13 protein-coding genes and 1 pseudogene are annotated in these 15,074 nt (G+C 61.8%); 2 read left to right on the plus strand and 12 right to left on the minus strand.

The window, feature by feature from the left end; genetic code table 11:
- Complete coding sequence (locus tag ACK8CP_RS05865) at positions 1 to 549, minus strand: ubiquinol-cytochrome C chaperone family protein (RefSeq protein WP_414833656.1); 549 nt, start codon at positions 547 to 549, stop codon at positions 1 to 3.
- 110 nt (positions 550 to 659) lie between these two features.
- On the opposite strand from ACK8CP_RS05865, the gene ACK8CP_RS05870 reads away from it, so the two are divergent.
- Entirely contained in the window at positions 660 to 1,100 is a 441-nt protein-coding gene (locus ACK8CP_RS05870) for an outer membrane protein assembly factor BamE (protein WP_128294025.1), read from the plus strand.
- 461 nt (positions 1,101 to 1,561) lie between these two features.
- Positions 1,562 to 2,335 (plus strand): hypothetical protein, encoded by a 774-nt coding sequence (locus ACK8CP_RS05875; protein WP_414833657.1) that lies wholly within the window; start codon positions 1,562 to 1,564, stop codon positions 2,333 to 2,335.
- Between the two features lie 325 nt (positions 2,336 to 2,660).
- On the opposite strand, the gene ACK8CP_RS05880 is transcribed toward ACK8CP_RS05875, so the two are convergent.
- The 11 genes and pseudogenes from ACK8CP_RS05880 to ACK8CP_RS05930 all read right to left on the minus strand — a co-directional run bounded on the left by ACK8CP_RS05880 (position 2,661) and on the right by ACK8CP_RS05930 (position 15,047).
- Complete coding sequence (locus ACK8CP_RS05880) at positions 2,661 to 4,775, minus strand: sodium-translocating pyrophosphatase (RefSeq protein WP_234627928.1); 2,115 nt, start codon at positions 4,773 to 4,775, stop codon at positions 2,661 to 2,663.
- A 152-nt stretch (positions 4,776 to 4,927) separates the two neighbouring features.
- Positions 4,928 to 6,151 (minus strand): MFS transporter, encoded by a 1,224-nt coding sequence (locus ACK8CP_RS05885; RefSeq protein ID WP_414833658.1) that lies wholly within the window; start codon positions 6,149 to 6,151, stop codon positions 4,928 to 4,930.
- Complete coding sequence (gene thiL, locus ACK8CP_RS05890; protein ID WP_414833659.1) at positions 6,151 to 7,122, minus strand: thiamine-phosphate kinase; 972 nt, start codon at positions 7,120 to 7,122, stop codon at positions 6,151 to 6,153. Before thiL ends, ACK8CP_RS05885 begins: the two co-directional genes overlap by 1 nt.
- Positions 7,123 to 7,128: 6 nt before the next feature.
- A complete protein-coding gene (gene nusB / locus ACK8CP_RS05895) occupies positions 7,129 to 7,557 on the minus strand; it encodes a transcription antitermination factor NusB (RefSeq protein WP_414833660.1) in 429 nt (142 codons plus the stop codon).
- 61 nt (positions 7,558 to 7,618) lie between these two features.
- The gene (ribH, locus tag ACK8CP_RS05900; RefSeq protein WP_234627926.1) at positions 7,619 to 8,065 is read right to left on the minus strand and encodes a 6,7-dimethyl-8-ribityllumazine synthase; all 447 of its coding nucleotides are present in this window, start codon (positions 8,063 to 8,065) and stop codon (positions 7,619 to 7,621) included.
- An 18-nt stretch (positions 8,066 to 8,083) separates the two neighbouring features.
- Entirely contained in the window at positions 8,084 to 8,683 is a 600-nt protein-coding gene (locus tag ACK8CP_RS05905; protein ID WP_414833661.1) for a riboflavin synthase, read from the minus strand.
- Between the two features lies 1 nt (position 8,684).
- Entirely contained in the window at positions 8,685 to 9,788 is a 1,104-nt protein-coding gene (gene ribD / locus ACK8CP_RS05910; protein WP_414833662.1) for a bifunctional diaminohydroxyphosphoribosylaminopyrimidine deaminase/5-amino-6-(5-phosphoribosylamino)uracil reductase RibD, read from the minus strand.
- Positions 9,781 to 10,305 (minus strand): transcriptional regulator NrdR, encoded by a 525-nt coding sequence (gene nrdR, locus ACK8CP_RS05915; protein WP_128294021.1) that lies wholly within the window; start codon positions 10,303 to 10,305, stop codon positions 9,781 to 9,783. The genes ribD and nrdR overlap by 8 nt, the downstream gene beginning before the upstream one ends.
- A 10-nt stretch (positions 10,306 to 10,315) precedes the next feature.
- Positions 10,316 to 11,623 (minus strand): serine hydroxymethyltransferase, encoded by a 1,308-nt coding sequence (gene glyA / locus ACK8CP_RS05920; protein ID WP_414833663.1) that lies wholly within the window; start codon positions 11,621 to 11,623, stop codon positions 10,316 to 10,318.
- A gap of 177 nt (positions 11,624 to 11,800) precedes the next feature.
- A pseudogene (locus ACK8CP_RS05925) lies at positions 11,801 to 13,991 on the minus strand (esterase-like activity of phytase family protein).
- Positions 13,992 to 14,135: 144 nt separating this feature from the next.
- Entirely contained in the window at positions 14,136 to 15,047 is a 912-nt protein-coding gene (locus ACK8CP_RS05930; protein WP_414833664.1) for a DMT family transporter, read from the minus strand.
- Positions 15,048 to 15,074: the final 27 nt, after the last annotated feature.

Here is a 15,074-nt window from a genome sequence, read left to right on the forward strand (position 1 = left end):
TCAACTGTTCTCCGCAGCGAGGCTGATGGGATCCGGGAAGACGATGCGTCCCTCTTTCAGGGCGGCGCTGGGAACATTGTCCAGCCAGGCGAGCAACGCACGCAGATAGTCCGCGAGGCGTCGCGACGCATTCGAATCGCTTTCCTCTCCAAAGATATTGCGCGCAATCGCACCTTCAAGCGCATCGCCGCCTGCAGACAGTGCCGATCCGTAAGCTCCGAGTCTGCCGCCGTATGAGGAAAATAGCGTTTTCATCCGCTTTGGGATGCGTCGATCGCTGACACCGATGTCTCGATACGTGGCATCCATATCGACGACGAAGGCTTCGGTGGTCAGCCGCGCCAGCTCGGGATCTGGGTCGGCCCCAAAAGTCAGCCGATGGACGACCGCAAAAAGATGCAGCGAGAGCATCTCGAAGCGACCGTCGACCGTGTCATCGACACCATATTCTTCATAGAGTTGCGGATGACGCGCAGCAGCCGCCGCCGCGCCATAAAGTGCCGCCGCGCGCTCGCGCTCCTGCCGTTTGCGGCTTTGAAACCAACCCATCGTGCCATCTATGCCCTTCTACACCTTCAAGACAATGCGGCAGAGCCCCGCGAAGGCCATTGCAATGCCGCATTCACCCCGCTAGCAAGCGGAGTTCAACGGGACCGCCAATGACCAAAAAAACTCACGTTCTCGCCCTTCTCGTTTCGGTCGCCGCAGCCGGCGCCCTGGGGGGCTGCATCGGGGAAACCCAGCACCGCGGCTATATCGCCAACGAGCTCGCCCTGGAACAGATTCCAGAAGGATCGAGCCGCGACCAGGTGTTGATCGTGCTCGGCACGCCCTCCACGACCGCCGACTTCGGCGGCGAGGTGTTCTACTACATCTCGCAGACGGCTTCGCGCCCGGTCGCCTTCTTGAACCCGCATATCGTCGACCAGCGCGTTCTGGCTGTCTATTTCGACAAGGATCAGACGGTCACGCGCGTCGCCAATTACGGTTTGAAGGACGGCAAGGTCTTCGATTTCGTCTCTCGCACCACTCCGACGGCGGGCAAGGACTTCTCGTTCGTGTCGCAGCTTCTGTCGGCCGCTGGACGGGTCGCCTTCTAGACACGCTCGGCCATTCATCGGCCGGCTTCAGCCGATCAAAGCTCCTGCGTGGAAGCGCTTTGATCGAACGCTGCTTGACGCAGGATTGACAAAAGGCGGCCCTATCCGGCCGCCTTTTTAGTGTCCGAGCCGATGGGCGGCTGTCCGGAGTTGGCTCGCGCCCGTGACATCTCCCGCTCTTAGCTGCCGGGGGATCGCGTTACGTTCTCAGCTGCCAAAAACTCAATACACCTTATAATTATCTATGGTTCGATATCTAAGTCTATAATATTTCCTACGACAAATATACTTTTGTATTTTTCTGCACGACACCCTTTCATACTATTTTTTGCGCTCTATTTCTGTCTTAGATCCGATATGTGATGACTTTCCCGCAATACAGTGCTTCTCGCATTTCGGTGTTTTCTTAATACAGAAAGACAAGACACATCCCGTCATATCTTGCCATGGAGGTTAAGGTTATGGCCAACGCAAAGATCCCGCAAATCGTCGGCGAATGGATCCACATCGTTCCTCGCCTCTCTCGGACGGCAACCCGGCTCAGTGATGATGCCGCGGCCGCGACCGCACGCGGCTCAACTCTTGGGGATGACAATTCCGATCCCCAGGCCAATGGCACTGAGATCTACTCCGAGCCGGAAAATCTCCCGACCGCGATATCGAGCATCATGAACCATGCGCAGAAGCGCTCAAACTTTCACCCGGCCAGCAGTCCACCAGAGGATCTCTATGAGAGATATAATGATTACATCACCGAGGTCGACGACACGCCTTTCTTTCACCTCGAGAAGCACGATTACGTTAAACAGACCTTCTATTCGAAGGACTACAACAAGCTGATCGATCAAGTCGTCAGCCTTTACGATTCGGTCAGCGCCGGAGACCAGGAGAAGATCAAAGAGGATATCACCGACATGGCGAAATCAGTGTTCGGTGAAAACAAGTCGGAGCAATGGCGCAATCTGTTTTCGCAATCGACGATTGATTTCTCCAATCTCTCGAGACCGCGCGTCTTTATTTATTATACGACGCTCTACATGCGCCACGAGGAGGACGGGAAATCGGAGGTCAACGAGCAGGAATACATGGTCCATCGGACCGAATATGCCGTGCTCTCCGACCTCATCCACGCTTATGCCAACGAGCTCGCAAGCCTCGACAAAACGTCGGTGGATGATTGGCTCGACGATTCGACGACGCCTGAGCGCGAAAGCGCGGCGTTGTGCTTCAAATGAGCAGCTGCGGATCGCGCAAAATCCTTCGGGGCGACCTGGCCCCCGCAACCTGATGCCCCTCACGCCGTGCCCGGAGTGTTGGCCAAAACGTGTTGGCTCTGGGGGTGATGATGCGCATTGATGCGACAGGCGTGCCGGGCCAAGGGGCGACGAGCCGCAAGTGCGATGGCGATCGACAACGACGATCCCACCCTGAAACCCTGCTTCTAGGTGGGGATACGGGGATAGCGTGCCTCGTCTGACCACGACCCAAGCGCTGGGCTGCAGACACAAAAAAGGCCCCGCGGCGTAACGCGGGGCCTCGTTTTTGTTTCGAGCGATCTGCTTAGTGGGCCAGGACGGCCAGAAGCAGAAGCGCGACGATGTTGGTGATCTTGATCATCGGGTTCACCGCCGGTCCGGCCGTGTCCTTGTAAGGATCACCCACCGTATCGCCGGTCACCGCAGCCTTGTGGGCATCGGAGCCCTTGCCGCCGTGATGTCCATCCTCGATGTACTTCTTGGCGTTGTCCCAGGCACCGCCGCCAGCCGTCATGGAGAGGGCGACGAAAAGGCCGGTCACGATCACGCCGAGGAGCATGGCACCGAGCGACGCAAAACCGTTCGACTTGCCCGCGATGAGGTAGATCACGAAGAAGCAGACGATCGGCGACAGGACCGGCAGCAGCGACGGCACGATCATTTCGCGGATCGCAGCCTTGGTCAGCATGTCGACCGCGCGCTTATAATCCGGACGTTCCGTCCCCTGCATGATGCCGGGCTTCTCACGGAACTGCCGACGCACTTCCTCCACGACCGCGCCGCCTGCGCGACCGACGGCCGTCATCGCGATGCCGCCGAAGAGATACGGCAGCAGACCGCCGAACAGCAGGCCGACAACGACGTATGGGTTCGACAGTGAGAAGTCGACGCTAACACCGTCAAAGAAGGTGCCCGGCGCCGCTTCTTCGGCAAAGAAGTGGAGGTCCGAGGTGTAGGCGGCAAAGAGCACCAGGGCACCGAGACCGGCGGAGCCGATCGCATAGCCTTTGGTGACGGCCTTCGTCGTGTTGCCGACGGCGTCGAGCGCGTCGGTGGTGTTGCGCACTTCAGCAGGCAGATCTGCCATCTCGGCAATGCCGCCGGCATTGTCGGTCACAGGTCCGAAGGCGTCGAGCGCCACGACCATACCGGCAAGCGCCAGCATCGTCGTCACCGCAATGGCGATACCGAAAAGGCCGGCAAGACCATAAGAGGCCAGAATGCCCGCGATGATGACGATCGCCGGCAGAGCCGTCGATTCCATCGAGATCGCGAGGCCCTGAATGACGTTGGTGCCATGTCCGGTGACGGAGGCGTCAGCGACCGAGCGCACCGGGCGGTAGTTCGTGCCGGTGTAGTACTCGGTGATCCAGATGATGAGGCCCGTCACGGCGAGACCGACGATGCCGCAGAAGAACAGGCTGCCACCCGAGAAGGAGGGGCCGACGGGGCTCGTGAACTCGGTGCCCCAGCCGGTGAAGAAGAGCACGATCAGAGCCAGAGCCACGGCCGACAGACCGGCGGTGGCAATGAAGCCCTTATAGAGCGCACCCATGATGGAATTGTTGGCACCGAGCTTCACGAAGAAGGTGCCGGCGATCGAAGTGATGACGCAGGTCGCGCCGATCAACAGCGGGAAGAGCATCAGCGTCGTCGCCTGCTCGCCCGTGAAGAAGATCGAGGCCAGAACCATTGTGGCGACGATCGTCACCGCGTAGGTCTCGAAAAGGTCGGCTGCCATGCCCGCGCAGTCGCCGACATTGTCACCGACGTTGTCGGCGATCGTGGCCGGGTTGCGGGGATCGTCTTCCGGAATGCCGGCCTCGACCTTACCGACCAGGTCGCCGCCGACGTCTGCACCTTTGGTGAAGATGCCGCCGCCGAGACGGGCGAAGATCGAGATGAGCGAAGCGCCGAAGCCGAGGGCCACGAGAGCATCGATCACGACGCGTTCAGTCGGGCCATAGCCGATGAACTGGGTCAGGATGGTGAAGTAGCCCGAGACGCCGAGAAGCGCGAGACCGGCCACGAGAAGACCCGTGATGGCACCCGACTTGAAGGCAATCTCAAGACCGCCGCCGAGCGAGATGGACGCGGCCTGGGCCGTCCGTACGTTCGCACGCACCGATACCAGCATGCCGATGAAGCCGGCAGCTCCGGAGAGCACCGCACCGATCAGGAAGCCGATCGCAGCCTCTGCAGACAGAAGCCACCAAGCCAGGATGAAAACGACGACACCGACGATGGCGATGGTCGTGTACTGGCGTGTGAGGTATGCGAGCGCACCCTCACGGATCGCCCCGGCGATCTCCTGCATGCGCGCATTGCCCGCATCGGCTGCCATGACGGACTGGATCGCCCAGATGGCATAGACGATGGACAAGACACCGCATGCTATAACGAAATAAAGCAAAATCATTGATTTCCCCCGGAAGATGGCCGGCGGATTGCCGACCGGGAATGGAGGCCGGTCCCTCCGACAGAGCCGGGGGCGGCTTCCTGTATCGCGGCGGGGTATTGACGAAAGAACAAGCCCCGTCAAGGGCTGCAAAATCGCGCTGCCCGCTTGGTTTAGCGGGACGCCTCCTGGCGACCACTCCGCAAAAGAAGCAATGCAAGCCCAAGAAGAGCGACGACGGCGATCGGTATCACGGTCAACGCCACTGCAGACCAGCCGCCGATAGACAGGATTTGACCCGAAGAAAACGAGGCCAGCGCCACCGTGGCAAAGACGAGCAGGTCGTTGAGGCCTTGCACCTTCTCCTTCTCAACCGGCTCATAAGTGGTTGCAACAAGTGCCGTCGCGCCCAGAAATCCAAAATTCCAGCCAACGCCCAAAACAACGAGAGCGCCCCAGAAATTGATCAGGTCTATGCCTTGAAGAGCGATGAAGCCGCACAGGATGAGAAGCACAAGTCCGGCCGCAACCACACGCTCTGCTCCAAAGCGCAGGATCAATGACCCTGTGAAGAAGCTTGGAGCGAACATTGCGATGACATGCCACTGGATGCCGAGAACGGCCGCATCGGTCGGAAAGCCGCAGCCAACCATCGCCAGCGGGGCCGCCGTCATCATCAGATTCATGAGGGCATAGGCGGTCACGGCGCAGGCGACGGCCACGATGAAGCGCGGCTGCGCTGCAATCTTCCGCAACGGACGTCCTGCATGGGTGTGGACGGGCGTCACGGCCGGAGCATGCAAGAACGCGAGAACAATTGCCGCCAGCACCATCAGTCCGGCAGCGCCGACATAGGCCCCGACAAATTCGATCGGGAAGGCTGTGCGCGTGTGGATGACGGTCTGAGGACCGATAATGGCCGCCATCACGCCGCCAATCAGCACATATGACATCGCCTTCGGCCGGAAGGACGGACTGGCCGTATCGGCCGCTGCAAAACGAAACTGCTGCACGAAGGCGGCCGTAAAACCCATCATGAAGGCGCCGAGGCAGAGGATTGGAAACGAGAAGACCGTCACGGCCACTGCTTCCATGAGTGCGCCCATTGCGCCGATCAGCATCCCGCAGATGAGACCGAAACGACGACCGATTCGCCGCTGCAGAAGCGCGGCCGGCATGGTGCCGATCGCGGTGCCGACAACGAAAGCGCTGAGTGGCAAGGTCGCCCAAGACTTGTCCGGCCCCAACAGCATGTGAGCCGCAAGCGAAGAGATGGAAAAGTTGATCGGGGCTCCGGCCCCCGCGATCGCCTGAGCCGTCGCAAGGACCATCACATTGCGCCGAGCGACTCGGTCGTCCACCGGTGGATGCATGGTCACGTCGCGGGAATCGTCCATCAATGGCTGCCGTGGACGAAGGATCGACGGGAAAAAGCCATTTCCTTCCCATCTTTGAGAATCACGGCCCGGTCGCCGCCCGCCTCGACATGTCCGATGGCCGTCACGGGGATGTCGGCGCCCGCCGCGGCCTCCTTGAAAGCCCCCTCCTCGCCCGGTGGAATCGCTGCGAGGATTTCGTAATCGTCGCCGCCGGTCAGCGCCTCCTCCAGTGAGAAACCGTGACCGAAGAGCTGGCTCAAAGCCGGGTCGAGCGGAACGTTCAGCCCCTCGATCACGGCGCGGATGCCGCTTGCCGAGGCGAGCTTGTCCGCGTCGCCGGCGAGCCCGTCAGAGATGTCGAGGGCCGCACTCGCATGGCGACGGACGGCCTCCGCAAGCCCTGTGCGCGGCTCTGGCTCGCGGTAGCGGAGGACGAGACGATCCCTGTCGTCTGCGGCGAGTTCTGCCTCTGCACGGTCCTGAAGGACCGCCAGACCGGCGCCCGATCCGCCGATCGTCCCCGAAAGATACAGAATGTCGCCAGGTTTCGCTCCGGAGCGATGCACCATGGTGCCCGTCGGCAGCGTGCCGATCGCCGTGATCGAGACCGTGATCCGATCCGGGGATGCGATCGTGTCGCCACCGATCAACGCGATACGATAGCGTTCTTGATCACCGGCAAGCCCCTCGCAGAAAGCTTTGAGCCAGGGCTCGTCGCAATGGGGCGCCTGGGCAAGGGCGAGAAGATAGCCGCGAGGCTTTGCCCCTTTCGCAGCCAAGTCCGACAGATTGACCCGCAATGCTTTGCGGGCCACCGTTTCCGGAGGATCGCCCGGAAGGAAATGTACTCCCTCGGCGATCATGTCTTTGGTGACGACGAGATCCCGGTCCGAAGACGGGCTCACGAATCCCGCGTCATCGAGAAGCCCGAGCGCACCTTCTCCGGCGAGCGGACGGAAAAAGCGATCAATCAGTTCCAGCTCATCCATGAAGATTTAGCCGGCACCCGCTTTGCCGAATTCGTCCGGCCTGACATCCCGGGCGACCTTGTCGAGCACCGCGTTCACAAGCCCGGGCTCTTCCTTTTCGAAGAAGGCATGGGCCACGTCGAGATATTCGCTGATGACGACGCGGGCCGGGACGTCGCGACGCGACTTCAGCTCATACACGCCGCAGCGCAACAGCGAGCGAAGCGTCACATCGAGGCGCGCCAAAGGCCAGGAAGGCGGCAACGTCGCGTGAATGAGGGGATCGATGACCTCCTGCTCCTCGACGACGCCTGCCACGAGCAGACGGAAAAATGCAGCATCGGCGCTGCGCAGCGTCTCGCCTTCCATCTCCTGGCCAAGGCGGAAGGCTTCGAACTCCGCGACGACACGGGGCAGGCTCACCCGCCCGACATCCATCTGATAGAGGGCCTGCACGGCCGCGAGTCGCGCGGCGCCGCGTTGGTTGGCCCCTCGGGCCGCTATGGCTGGCTCACTCTCAGGCAAGGCCCCACCTTTCGCGCAACTCGGCCATGTCACAGGCCGCCGCAGCCGCAGCCGCACCCTTGTTCTTTCCTTCAACGCCGGCGCGGGCCCATGCCTGATCGCCGTTTTCGACCGTCAAGACACCGTTTCCGAGCGCAAGGCCATAAGCAGATACCAGATCCATCACGGCGCGCGCCGATTCCACGGCCACGATATCGTAGTGCGACGTCTCTCCTCGGATCACGCAGCCCAGGAGAACGAAACCGTCATAAGAGCTTATGTTTCCCTCTTCGGCCGCAATCAAGGCCATAGAAAGGGCGCCCGGAATTTCGAGGACGCCCGGGACGGCGATACGATCGTACGTCGCGCCACGACGTTCCAGCTCCGCGATCGCGCCGCGAGCGAGTTCGTCTGAGAGGTCGCGGTAGAACCGCGCCTCAATCAAAAGGAAATGACTCATCTGAGTTTTGCCGAAGCCTTATGCGCTTTGAAGACGGGCGAGGTAGCGCGCCATGAGATCGATCTCAAGGTTGACGTGATCGCCGACTTTCTTTTCGCCCCAGGTGGTGACCTGGAGCGTGTGAGGAATGAGCATGATGGTAAACGTTGCGCCTTCCACCGTGTTGACGGTGAGCGACGTGCCATCCAGGGCGACGGAGCCTTTTTCGGCGATGAAACGGGCGAGGTCGTCGGGAACGCCGAAGGTGAACTTCGCCATGTCGCCCTCGTCCGTGCGCCCGATGATCTCGGCGACACCGTCGATATGCCCGGTCACGATGTGGCCGCCGAGTTCGTCGGAGGCGCGCAACGCGCGCTCGAGATTGATCCGCGTTCCGGTCTCCCAGCCGCCCAGGGCGGTCCGCTCCAAAGTCTCGCTCGAGGCCTCGACGGCGAACCAGCCACCGCCTTGGGTCGTGCCGAACTCGATCACTGTCAGGCAGGTGCCGGCGCAGGCGATCGATGCACCGATCGCGATCGTTTCAGGATCATAGGCGGTGGCGATCTCGAAGCGACGTCCGGCCGCAAGGTCAGATGTGGTCAGGACTTCGCCGACATCGGTGATGATGCCTGTGAACATTTTAGGCTGCTCGCTTGTAGCGGGTGAAATCATCGGGTCCGAAACGCCGCCGCTCAACGGCCCGAAACGGTATGATCATATCGGAAACTGCGCCGTTGGGAAAAGCGGCAATGCGCTCCTCGCCCAACAGAATGGGGCTGCGGAAAAGCAGGAGCTCATCGACGAGGCCCGCCTGAAGGAACGCCGAGGCCGTCTGCGCCCCGCCTTCGAGAAGCAACGTGTTGACCCCGCACGCCGCGAGCTGGGCGAGCGCTTCTGCGGGCGCATCGCCGTTGGCCGGGAGCTGAAGCCAGCGCAGAGCTCCATCTCGCGCATCTATCAGCTCCTGCATGACAAGAGATGGAGATTTCGGGCTCAAGACCCAGGTGTCAGGGCCCGCGACAAACATTTTGGCATGCTCCGGCAAAACGCCTGAACCGCTCAAGACCGCGCGAACCGGCGAACGCGCCAACAGGCCAGGCAGCCGGCATGTCAGAAGCGGATCGTCCGCCCGCAAGGTTCCAGCGCCGACGAGAATGGCATCGACGCGGCTCCGCAGCGCCTGCACGTGGCGTCGGGCGAGCGGTCCGGTGATGGCGATCTGTCCGCTCCCGTTGAGGCCGATGCCTTCGTCCGCTGAGACGGCGAGCTTCAGGAGAACGTAAGGTCGGCCTTTCGTGGTGCGCGTCAGATATCCTTGGTGCGCATCTTTGGCGGCGTCAGCCAGCAGACCTTCCCGCACCTCGACGCCGGCCGCTTGAAGCTTCGCGACGCCTTTGCCGTCGACCCGCGGATCGGGATCGCGGATCGGCATCACCACGCGGGCAATACCCGCGTCGACGATCGCATCTGCGCAAGGCGGCGTCCGGCCATGGTGGGCGCAGGGTTCCAGAGAGACGTACAACGTCCCTCCCCGCGCCTGTTTGCCGGCTTCGACAAGAGCCGCTGTCTCGGCGTGCGGGCGACCACCGATCGCGGTGCGCCCTCGCCCGACAACGGCGCCATCCTTCACAACGATGGCGCCCACGGCCGGGTTTGGCGCCGCCTCTCCGAGCGACAACCGACCGAGACGGATGGCTGCGGCGAGAAAGCGGCTGTCGAGATCCAGAGGCTGCGCCTCAGACATCGTCGTCGAAGGGACGCTCAGGAAGCTCCAGACGCTCCTTGATGTCGCGATTGAGGTCGTCGTGGCGCCCGCCGCTGATTTCCGTCAGCAGTTCCTCGAAGTCTTTGGCTTCGCGGAAATCGCGATAGACCGAGGCAAAACGCACATAGGCCACGTCATCGAGACGACGCAGCCCCTCCATGAGGAGGATGCCGATGTCGCTTGAAGGAATTTCCGATTCACCGCGCGATTCGAGCTGTCGGACAATCCCCGACACCATGCGCTCGACGCGATCCGGGTCGACGTCGCGTTTTCGCACCGCAACCTGAACCGACCGCATCAGCTTGTCGCGATCGAAGGGTACGCGACGACCGGACTTTTTCACGACGGTGAGCTCGCGCAATTGCACGCGCTCGAAGGTCGTAAAGCGGCCACCGCAATCGCCGCAGACACGCCGCCGGCGGATCGCATTCCCGTCCTCGGTCGGGCGGGAATCCTTCACCTGCGAATTGTCGGCCCCGCAATAGGGACAGCGCATGGCGCCTCGCTCAGTCGTTGTAGATCGGGAAACGATCGGTCAGAGCGGCAACGCGCTCGCGCACGGACGCTTCAACAGCCTCGTTGCCATCTTCGCCGTTGGCGGCAAGTCCGTCGAGCACTTCCACGATCAGCTCACCCACCTCTTGGAATTCCGCCATGCCGAAGCCCCGCGAGGTCGCGGCCGGCGTACCGAGGCGAATGCCGGAAGTGACCGTCGGCTTCTCCGGATCGAAGGGAACGCCATTCTTGTTGCAGGTGATATTGGCGCGACCGAGGGCCGTCTCGACCACCTTTCCGGTCAGGCCTTTGGGGCGCAGATCGACCAGGAGAAGGTGCGTATCCGTGCCGCCGGAGACAATGTCGCATCCACCGCGCTGAAGCGTTTCTGCAAGCATTTTCGCGTTCTCAATGACGTGCTTCGCATATTCCTTGAACTGCGGGTGAAGTGCCTCGCCGAACGCGACAGCCTTCGCCGCGATCACATGCATGAGCGGGCCGCCCTGCAGGCCGGGGAAAACCGCCGAATTGATCTTCTTGGCGATCGTCTCGTCATTGGTCAGAACGAGACCGCCGCGCGGGCCGCGCAGCGTCTTATGCGTCGTGGATGTCACGACATGCGCGTGCGGGAACGGGCTCGGATGGACGCCGCCTGCGACGAGGCCAGCGAAGTGGGCCATGTCGACCATGAAATATGCACCGACCTTGTCGGCGATCTCGCGGAACTTCTTGAAATCGATCTCGCGGCTATAAGCAGAGCCGCCGGCGATGATGATCTTCGGCTGATGCTCCTGGGCAAGCTCGGCCACGACGTCTTCGTCGATGCGCCCATCCTGCTTGCGGACGCCGTACTGCACGGCGTTGAACCATTTGCCCGAAAGGTTCGGCTTGGCGCCGTGGGTCAGATGCCCACCGGCATCGAGGCTCAGCCCCATGACGGTGTCGCCGGGGCTTGCGAGCGCGAGAAGAACCGCCTGATTGGCCTGGCTGCCGGAATTCGGCTGCACGTTGGCGAAGTTGCACCCGAAGAGCTTCGTCACGCGCTCGATCGCCAGGTTTTCGACCACGTCGACATGTTGGCAGCCGCCGTAATAGCGACGGCCCGGATAACCTTCGGCGTATTTGTTGGTCAGAACCGAGCCCTGCGCTTCCAGGACGGCGCGCGAGACGATGTTTTCAGACGCAATCAGCTCGATCTCGTGTTGCTGACGACCAAGCTCGGCCTTGACGGCCGCGGCGATATCCGGATCGGAATCGCGCAGAGAGGCAGAAAAGAAATCAGAGGGCGTGGCGCTCACAGGCCGGGCGACATCTTGCATGGGCGAAAATCCGTTGGCTGGCATCGGCCGTTATGCGCCACGAATGCGCGGCAGGCCGGCAACGCGGCGATAACACAATCGCCCGGGGACGGAAAGCGCGGAGGCCCGGAGTCGCTCCCCCGCATGGACGGCGACGTCGCGGGATGCTCGAGGCCATCCGAAATGCGGTTCCTGCAATCAGTTGGTGAGACCGACATCCTCCAGGCGCATGAAGATCGTCTCGCCATTGGAATCGTCGACTCCATCGTTGTCGGTCACGATGTAAGCGGTTCCGTCCGTGTCGCGTGCGAAGCCTTCGACCTTGTCAACGACATAGCCGTGGGTCGACTTGAGGTCGTCCAAGAGATCGCGCACCAGCGTCTTTTCGACGATCGGCGCCTTGTCTCCTGGGGCGGCCGGCGTCACCCCCTCGAGCGACACGGCATAAAGCCGTTTGATCCTGGCAGCCTCGCCGATCTGATTGTCGCGCTCGATCACCAGGAGACGTCCCTCTCCCGCCGCCGTGATTTCGGACAATCCGACCCAACCATTTTCGGTCTTTTCAAGCGGATAGTGCACGACGCCCCAAGTGGCGCTTGCGGGCTTGTAGGAGAGGAGTTTGACGAGATCCTCTCCGTCATCACCCCATGGTCGCTGAACAGCGAGCCACACCGTCTCGTCATCGCCGCTGCCGATGACCGTCACACCTTCCAGACCGAAACGCGAAGCCTTTGAGGCGATCTCTTCGGGAAGCAAAATGTCGTCCTCGACTTCACCTTCAGCAGAAACGCGGAGGAGCCTGTTGGATTTTTCTTTTTCCGGATTTCCTTCGGAGACGAGCCAGAAACCTCCGTCGCGGCGGGCGGCGATGCCCTCCAGATCAAGATCCTCAACCGGCTTCCCGTCTTTGGTGACGGTGACTGCAGCGGTTATCCGCGCGGGAGTTGCGCCGGCATCGATCGTGAAGATCTTGGCCTCGTCGTAGAAGCTGTCGGAGACGCCATAGAGTCTGCCGGCAACGTCGGGATCCGCCGTGAGACCGGAGAGCGCTCCCCAGCCACCCACATCCTCAGCCGCCTCGATCATCGGATATGAGGCAGCTTCCCCGCCCTGCTCATAGATCATCACCGTGGCACGGGCGCCGCCTTCCTCGACCAGGTCTTCCTCATTGGCGGTGACGATGAGCTTGCGTGCGGGAATGGCGAGAAGCCCTTCCGGGCCCATGCCCGACGGCAGCACTTGGAGAAACTGCGGCGCAGCGCCGGTGTCCCGATAGACGGCAACGAACGAAGACCGCTCCGTGCCGACAAAGATCAGCCGATCGTTGCCGAATGTCCCGACTTCGATGGCCTCCGGCTCGGTTCCTTTCTTGGCCGAGCGCTTTTCCGGATAATGCCCGATGCGCATTGCGAGACGCTCGAGCGCATTGCCGGAATCCCAAAGGACGCTGCCGCCCTTTTCGAAAATCGTGAAGCCGCGCGAGCCACCTTCGTAATCGCCTTCGTTGGCGGTCACGAAGCGATCCTCATTCAGCCATTGGACGCCATCGGGCTCGCGCTTGACGGCCTTCAGGCTGCCTGTCGGCGAGATGCGGCCATCCTTTTCGGTATCGATTCCATCGACATCGACGGAGCCGGCCGAAAAGCCGCCTGTGACCTCGCCCGTCGCCATGTCGACGATGGCAATGGCGTTATTTTCCTGAAGCGTTACGACGGCTTCGCCCGCCTCGTTCACATCGACGAATTCCGGTTCGGCATCATCCGGGGCAATCTCCGAGATACCGGGTCAGATCGATCTCCTGCATTCCGGCGCAATCGACTGCCCCCTTGTCGACCGGGAAGGTCACGAGAAGACCGGTGGGCGCCTGCGGGATCGCTCCCTCATTCAGATCTTCATCGCGCTCGTTTTCGATGACCACTGCAATCTTCGTGGCATCCGCCGTCAGCGCGACGGAATCTGGCTGACCGGGAAGCGCGCAGCGCGCCGCCACGGATTTCGTGGAAATGTCCACCGTGGCCAGCTCACCGGAAGGCTTCGCATAGCTTTCCGAGGTCACGACGGCCACGAGCGCCTTGCCAGACGTCACAACAACAGAAGTTGGCTCACCCGCAAGCGCCACGAAGCCTCCGGGCTGCGGCGCATGTGCGTCGGTGATATCGATGATGCCGACGGCCTCCTGGGCTGCGTCCGTGTAGACCAGCGTCTCACCATCCTCGGTCGCCGCAATGATCTCCGCCACAGTGGGTAAGGCCGCATCGCGGTCGGCCGGCATGTTGGCTGCGACGGGAAAGGTCGCAATCCGATTGAAGACTTCAGGGTTCTGAGCCGCCGCAGGCAGGCTCCAGGCCGCAGCGAGGGCGAGCGCGCTGGTGGAGAGGAAGAGGCGCATCGGATCTCCGTTCAATCGGGATGGGCATCGAGCCGTTGTGGCTGCCAGCCTCTTATGATCGGGAGATCACGCTTCGATGACAGAAACGCTCCCTGGAGCCTGAGTATCTAGCCAGGCCTGGCACACGATTGACCGGTTAATCGGTCACCGTCGAAGGGCGAGAATGCCGGCCCCAACGATGAGCGCCATGCCACAAAGGGTGATGAGCGAGGGAATCTCCTGAAACAGCAGGAGACCCCAAATGGCGGCGAAACCGACATAGGAGAAATCGAGCGTGCCAATCACGTTCGACGGCGCGCGCTGATAGGAAAAAGCTGCACCCAGACTGCCGATGATCATCGCCGCAGACAGGAGGACGAGCGTACCGATCTCGGCGGCACTGAGCGGCAACCAGCCGGTGGTGAGGTAGCCTCCCTCGCCACTTCTCTCCTGGAACACACCAACACCGCCGAGACCCACCACCACGAATGCGAGATTGAGTGCGAGGGACAATGTCAGAGGATGTTCGTCGCGGCATTTCGTACGCGTCAGAATCATCGCCAAGGCGTAGAGGACCGCCGAGAGAAGCGGCAGCAGGGCATAAGCGTTGAACGCCACCGCGTCCGGCCGCAGAATCAGGAGGACGCCGGCAAGGCCCAATGCGACCGCCATCCAACCGATCGGCCCGACACGTTCGCCGACGAACAGAGCGGAAAACAAGGTGATGAAGACCGGCAGCGTATAATAAGAGACGGCGGCCACAGACAGCTGAAGATGGGGAAGCGCCGCATAATAGGCGAGCCACATCAAAACCAGCATCAGACTGCGCAGCGTCGTCCACGCCAGGGCCCGTGGCCGAAGCGTCGCGCCCGAGCTTGCCAGGACCGCCGGAACGAGCAGCGGCAAAGCCATCAGCGAGCGGAGAAGGAAGAGCTGCCAGACGGCGATCGTCCCGCTCGTCAGCTTGATGAGCGCATCGCCGAGCGACAATGCGAGGTCCGTCATCAAGATGACGGCCGCCGCCGCGGTGAGATTGTCGGCGGTAGCCGGCTGCTTCCGCGAGGTTCGTACCGTCATCACGTCCCTGGTTCGTTCAGGAACACG

Origin of the sequence: Afifella sp. YEN Y35, assembly GCF_047553465.1 — a bacterium.
GTDB classification, from domain to species: domain Bacteria; phylum Pseudomonadota; class Alphaproteobacteria; order Rhizobiales; family Afifellaceae; genus Afifella; species Afifella aestuarii.

What these genes read in the sequence shown, in the direction of transcription:
- nrdR (WP_128294021.1), bottom strand. Translation starts at nt 10,305, where the DNA reads ATGCGCTGTCCCTATTGCGGGGCCGACAATTCGCAGGTGAAGGATTCC.
- thiL (WP_414833659.1), bottom strand. Translation starts at nt 7,122, where the DNA reads ATGGATGAGCTGGAACTGATTGATCGCTTTTTCCGTCCGCTCGCCGGA.
- ACK8CP_RS05930 (WP_414833664.1), bottom strand. Translation starts at nt 15,047, where the DNA reads ATGACGGTACGAACCTCGCGGAAGCAGCCGGCTACCGCCGACAATCTC.
- ribH (WP_234627926.1), bottom strand. Translation starts at nt 8,065, where the DNA reads ATGAGTCATTTCCTTTTGATTGAGGCGCGGTTCTACCGCGACCTCTCA.
- ACK8CP_RS05875 (WP_414833657.1), top strand. Translation starts at nt 1,562, where the DNA reads ATGGCCAACGCAAAGATCCCGCAAATCGTCGGCGAATGGATCCACATC.
- ACK8CP_RS05885 (WP_414833658.1), bottom strand. Translation starts at nt 6,151, where the DNA reads ATGGACGATTCCCGCGACGTGACCATGCATCCACCGGTGGACGACCGA.
- ACK8CP_RS05865 (WP_414833656.1), bottom strand. Translation starts at nt 549, where the DNA reads ATGGGTTGGTTTCAAAGCCGCAAACGGCAGGAGCGCGAGCGCGCGGCG.
- glyA (WP_414833663.1), bottom strand. Translation starts at nt 11,623, where the DNA reads ATGCAAGATGTCGCCCGGCCTGTGAGCGCCACGCCCTCTGATTTCTTT.
- ACK8CP_RS05880 (WP_234627928.1), bottom strand. Translation starts at nt 4,775, where the DNA reads ATGATTTTGCTTTATTTCGTTATAGCATGCGGTGTCTTGTCCATCGTC.
- ACK8CP_RS05905 (WP_414833661.1), bottom strand. Translation starts at nt 8,683, where the DNA reads ATGTTCACAGGCATCATCACCGATGTCGGCGAAGTCCTGACCACATCT.
- ribD (WP_414833662.1), bottom strand. Translation starts at nt 9,788, where the DNA reads ATGTCTGAGGCGCAGCCTCTGGATCTCGACAGCCGCTTTCTCGCCGCA.
- ACK8CP_RS05870 (WP_128294025.1), top strand. Translation starts at nt 660, where the DNA reads ATGACCAAAAAAACTCACGTTCTCGCCCTTCTCGTTTCGGTCGCCGCA.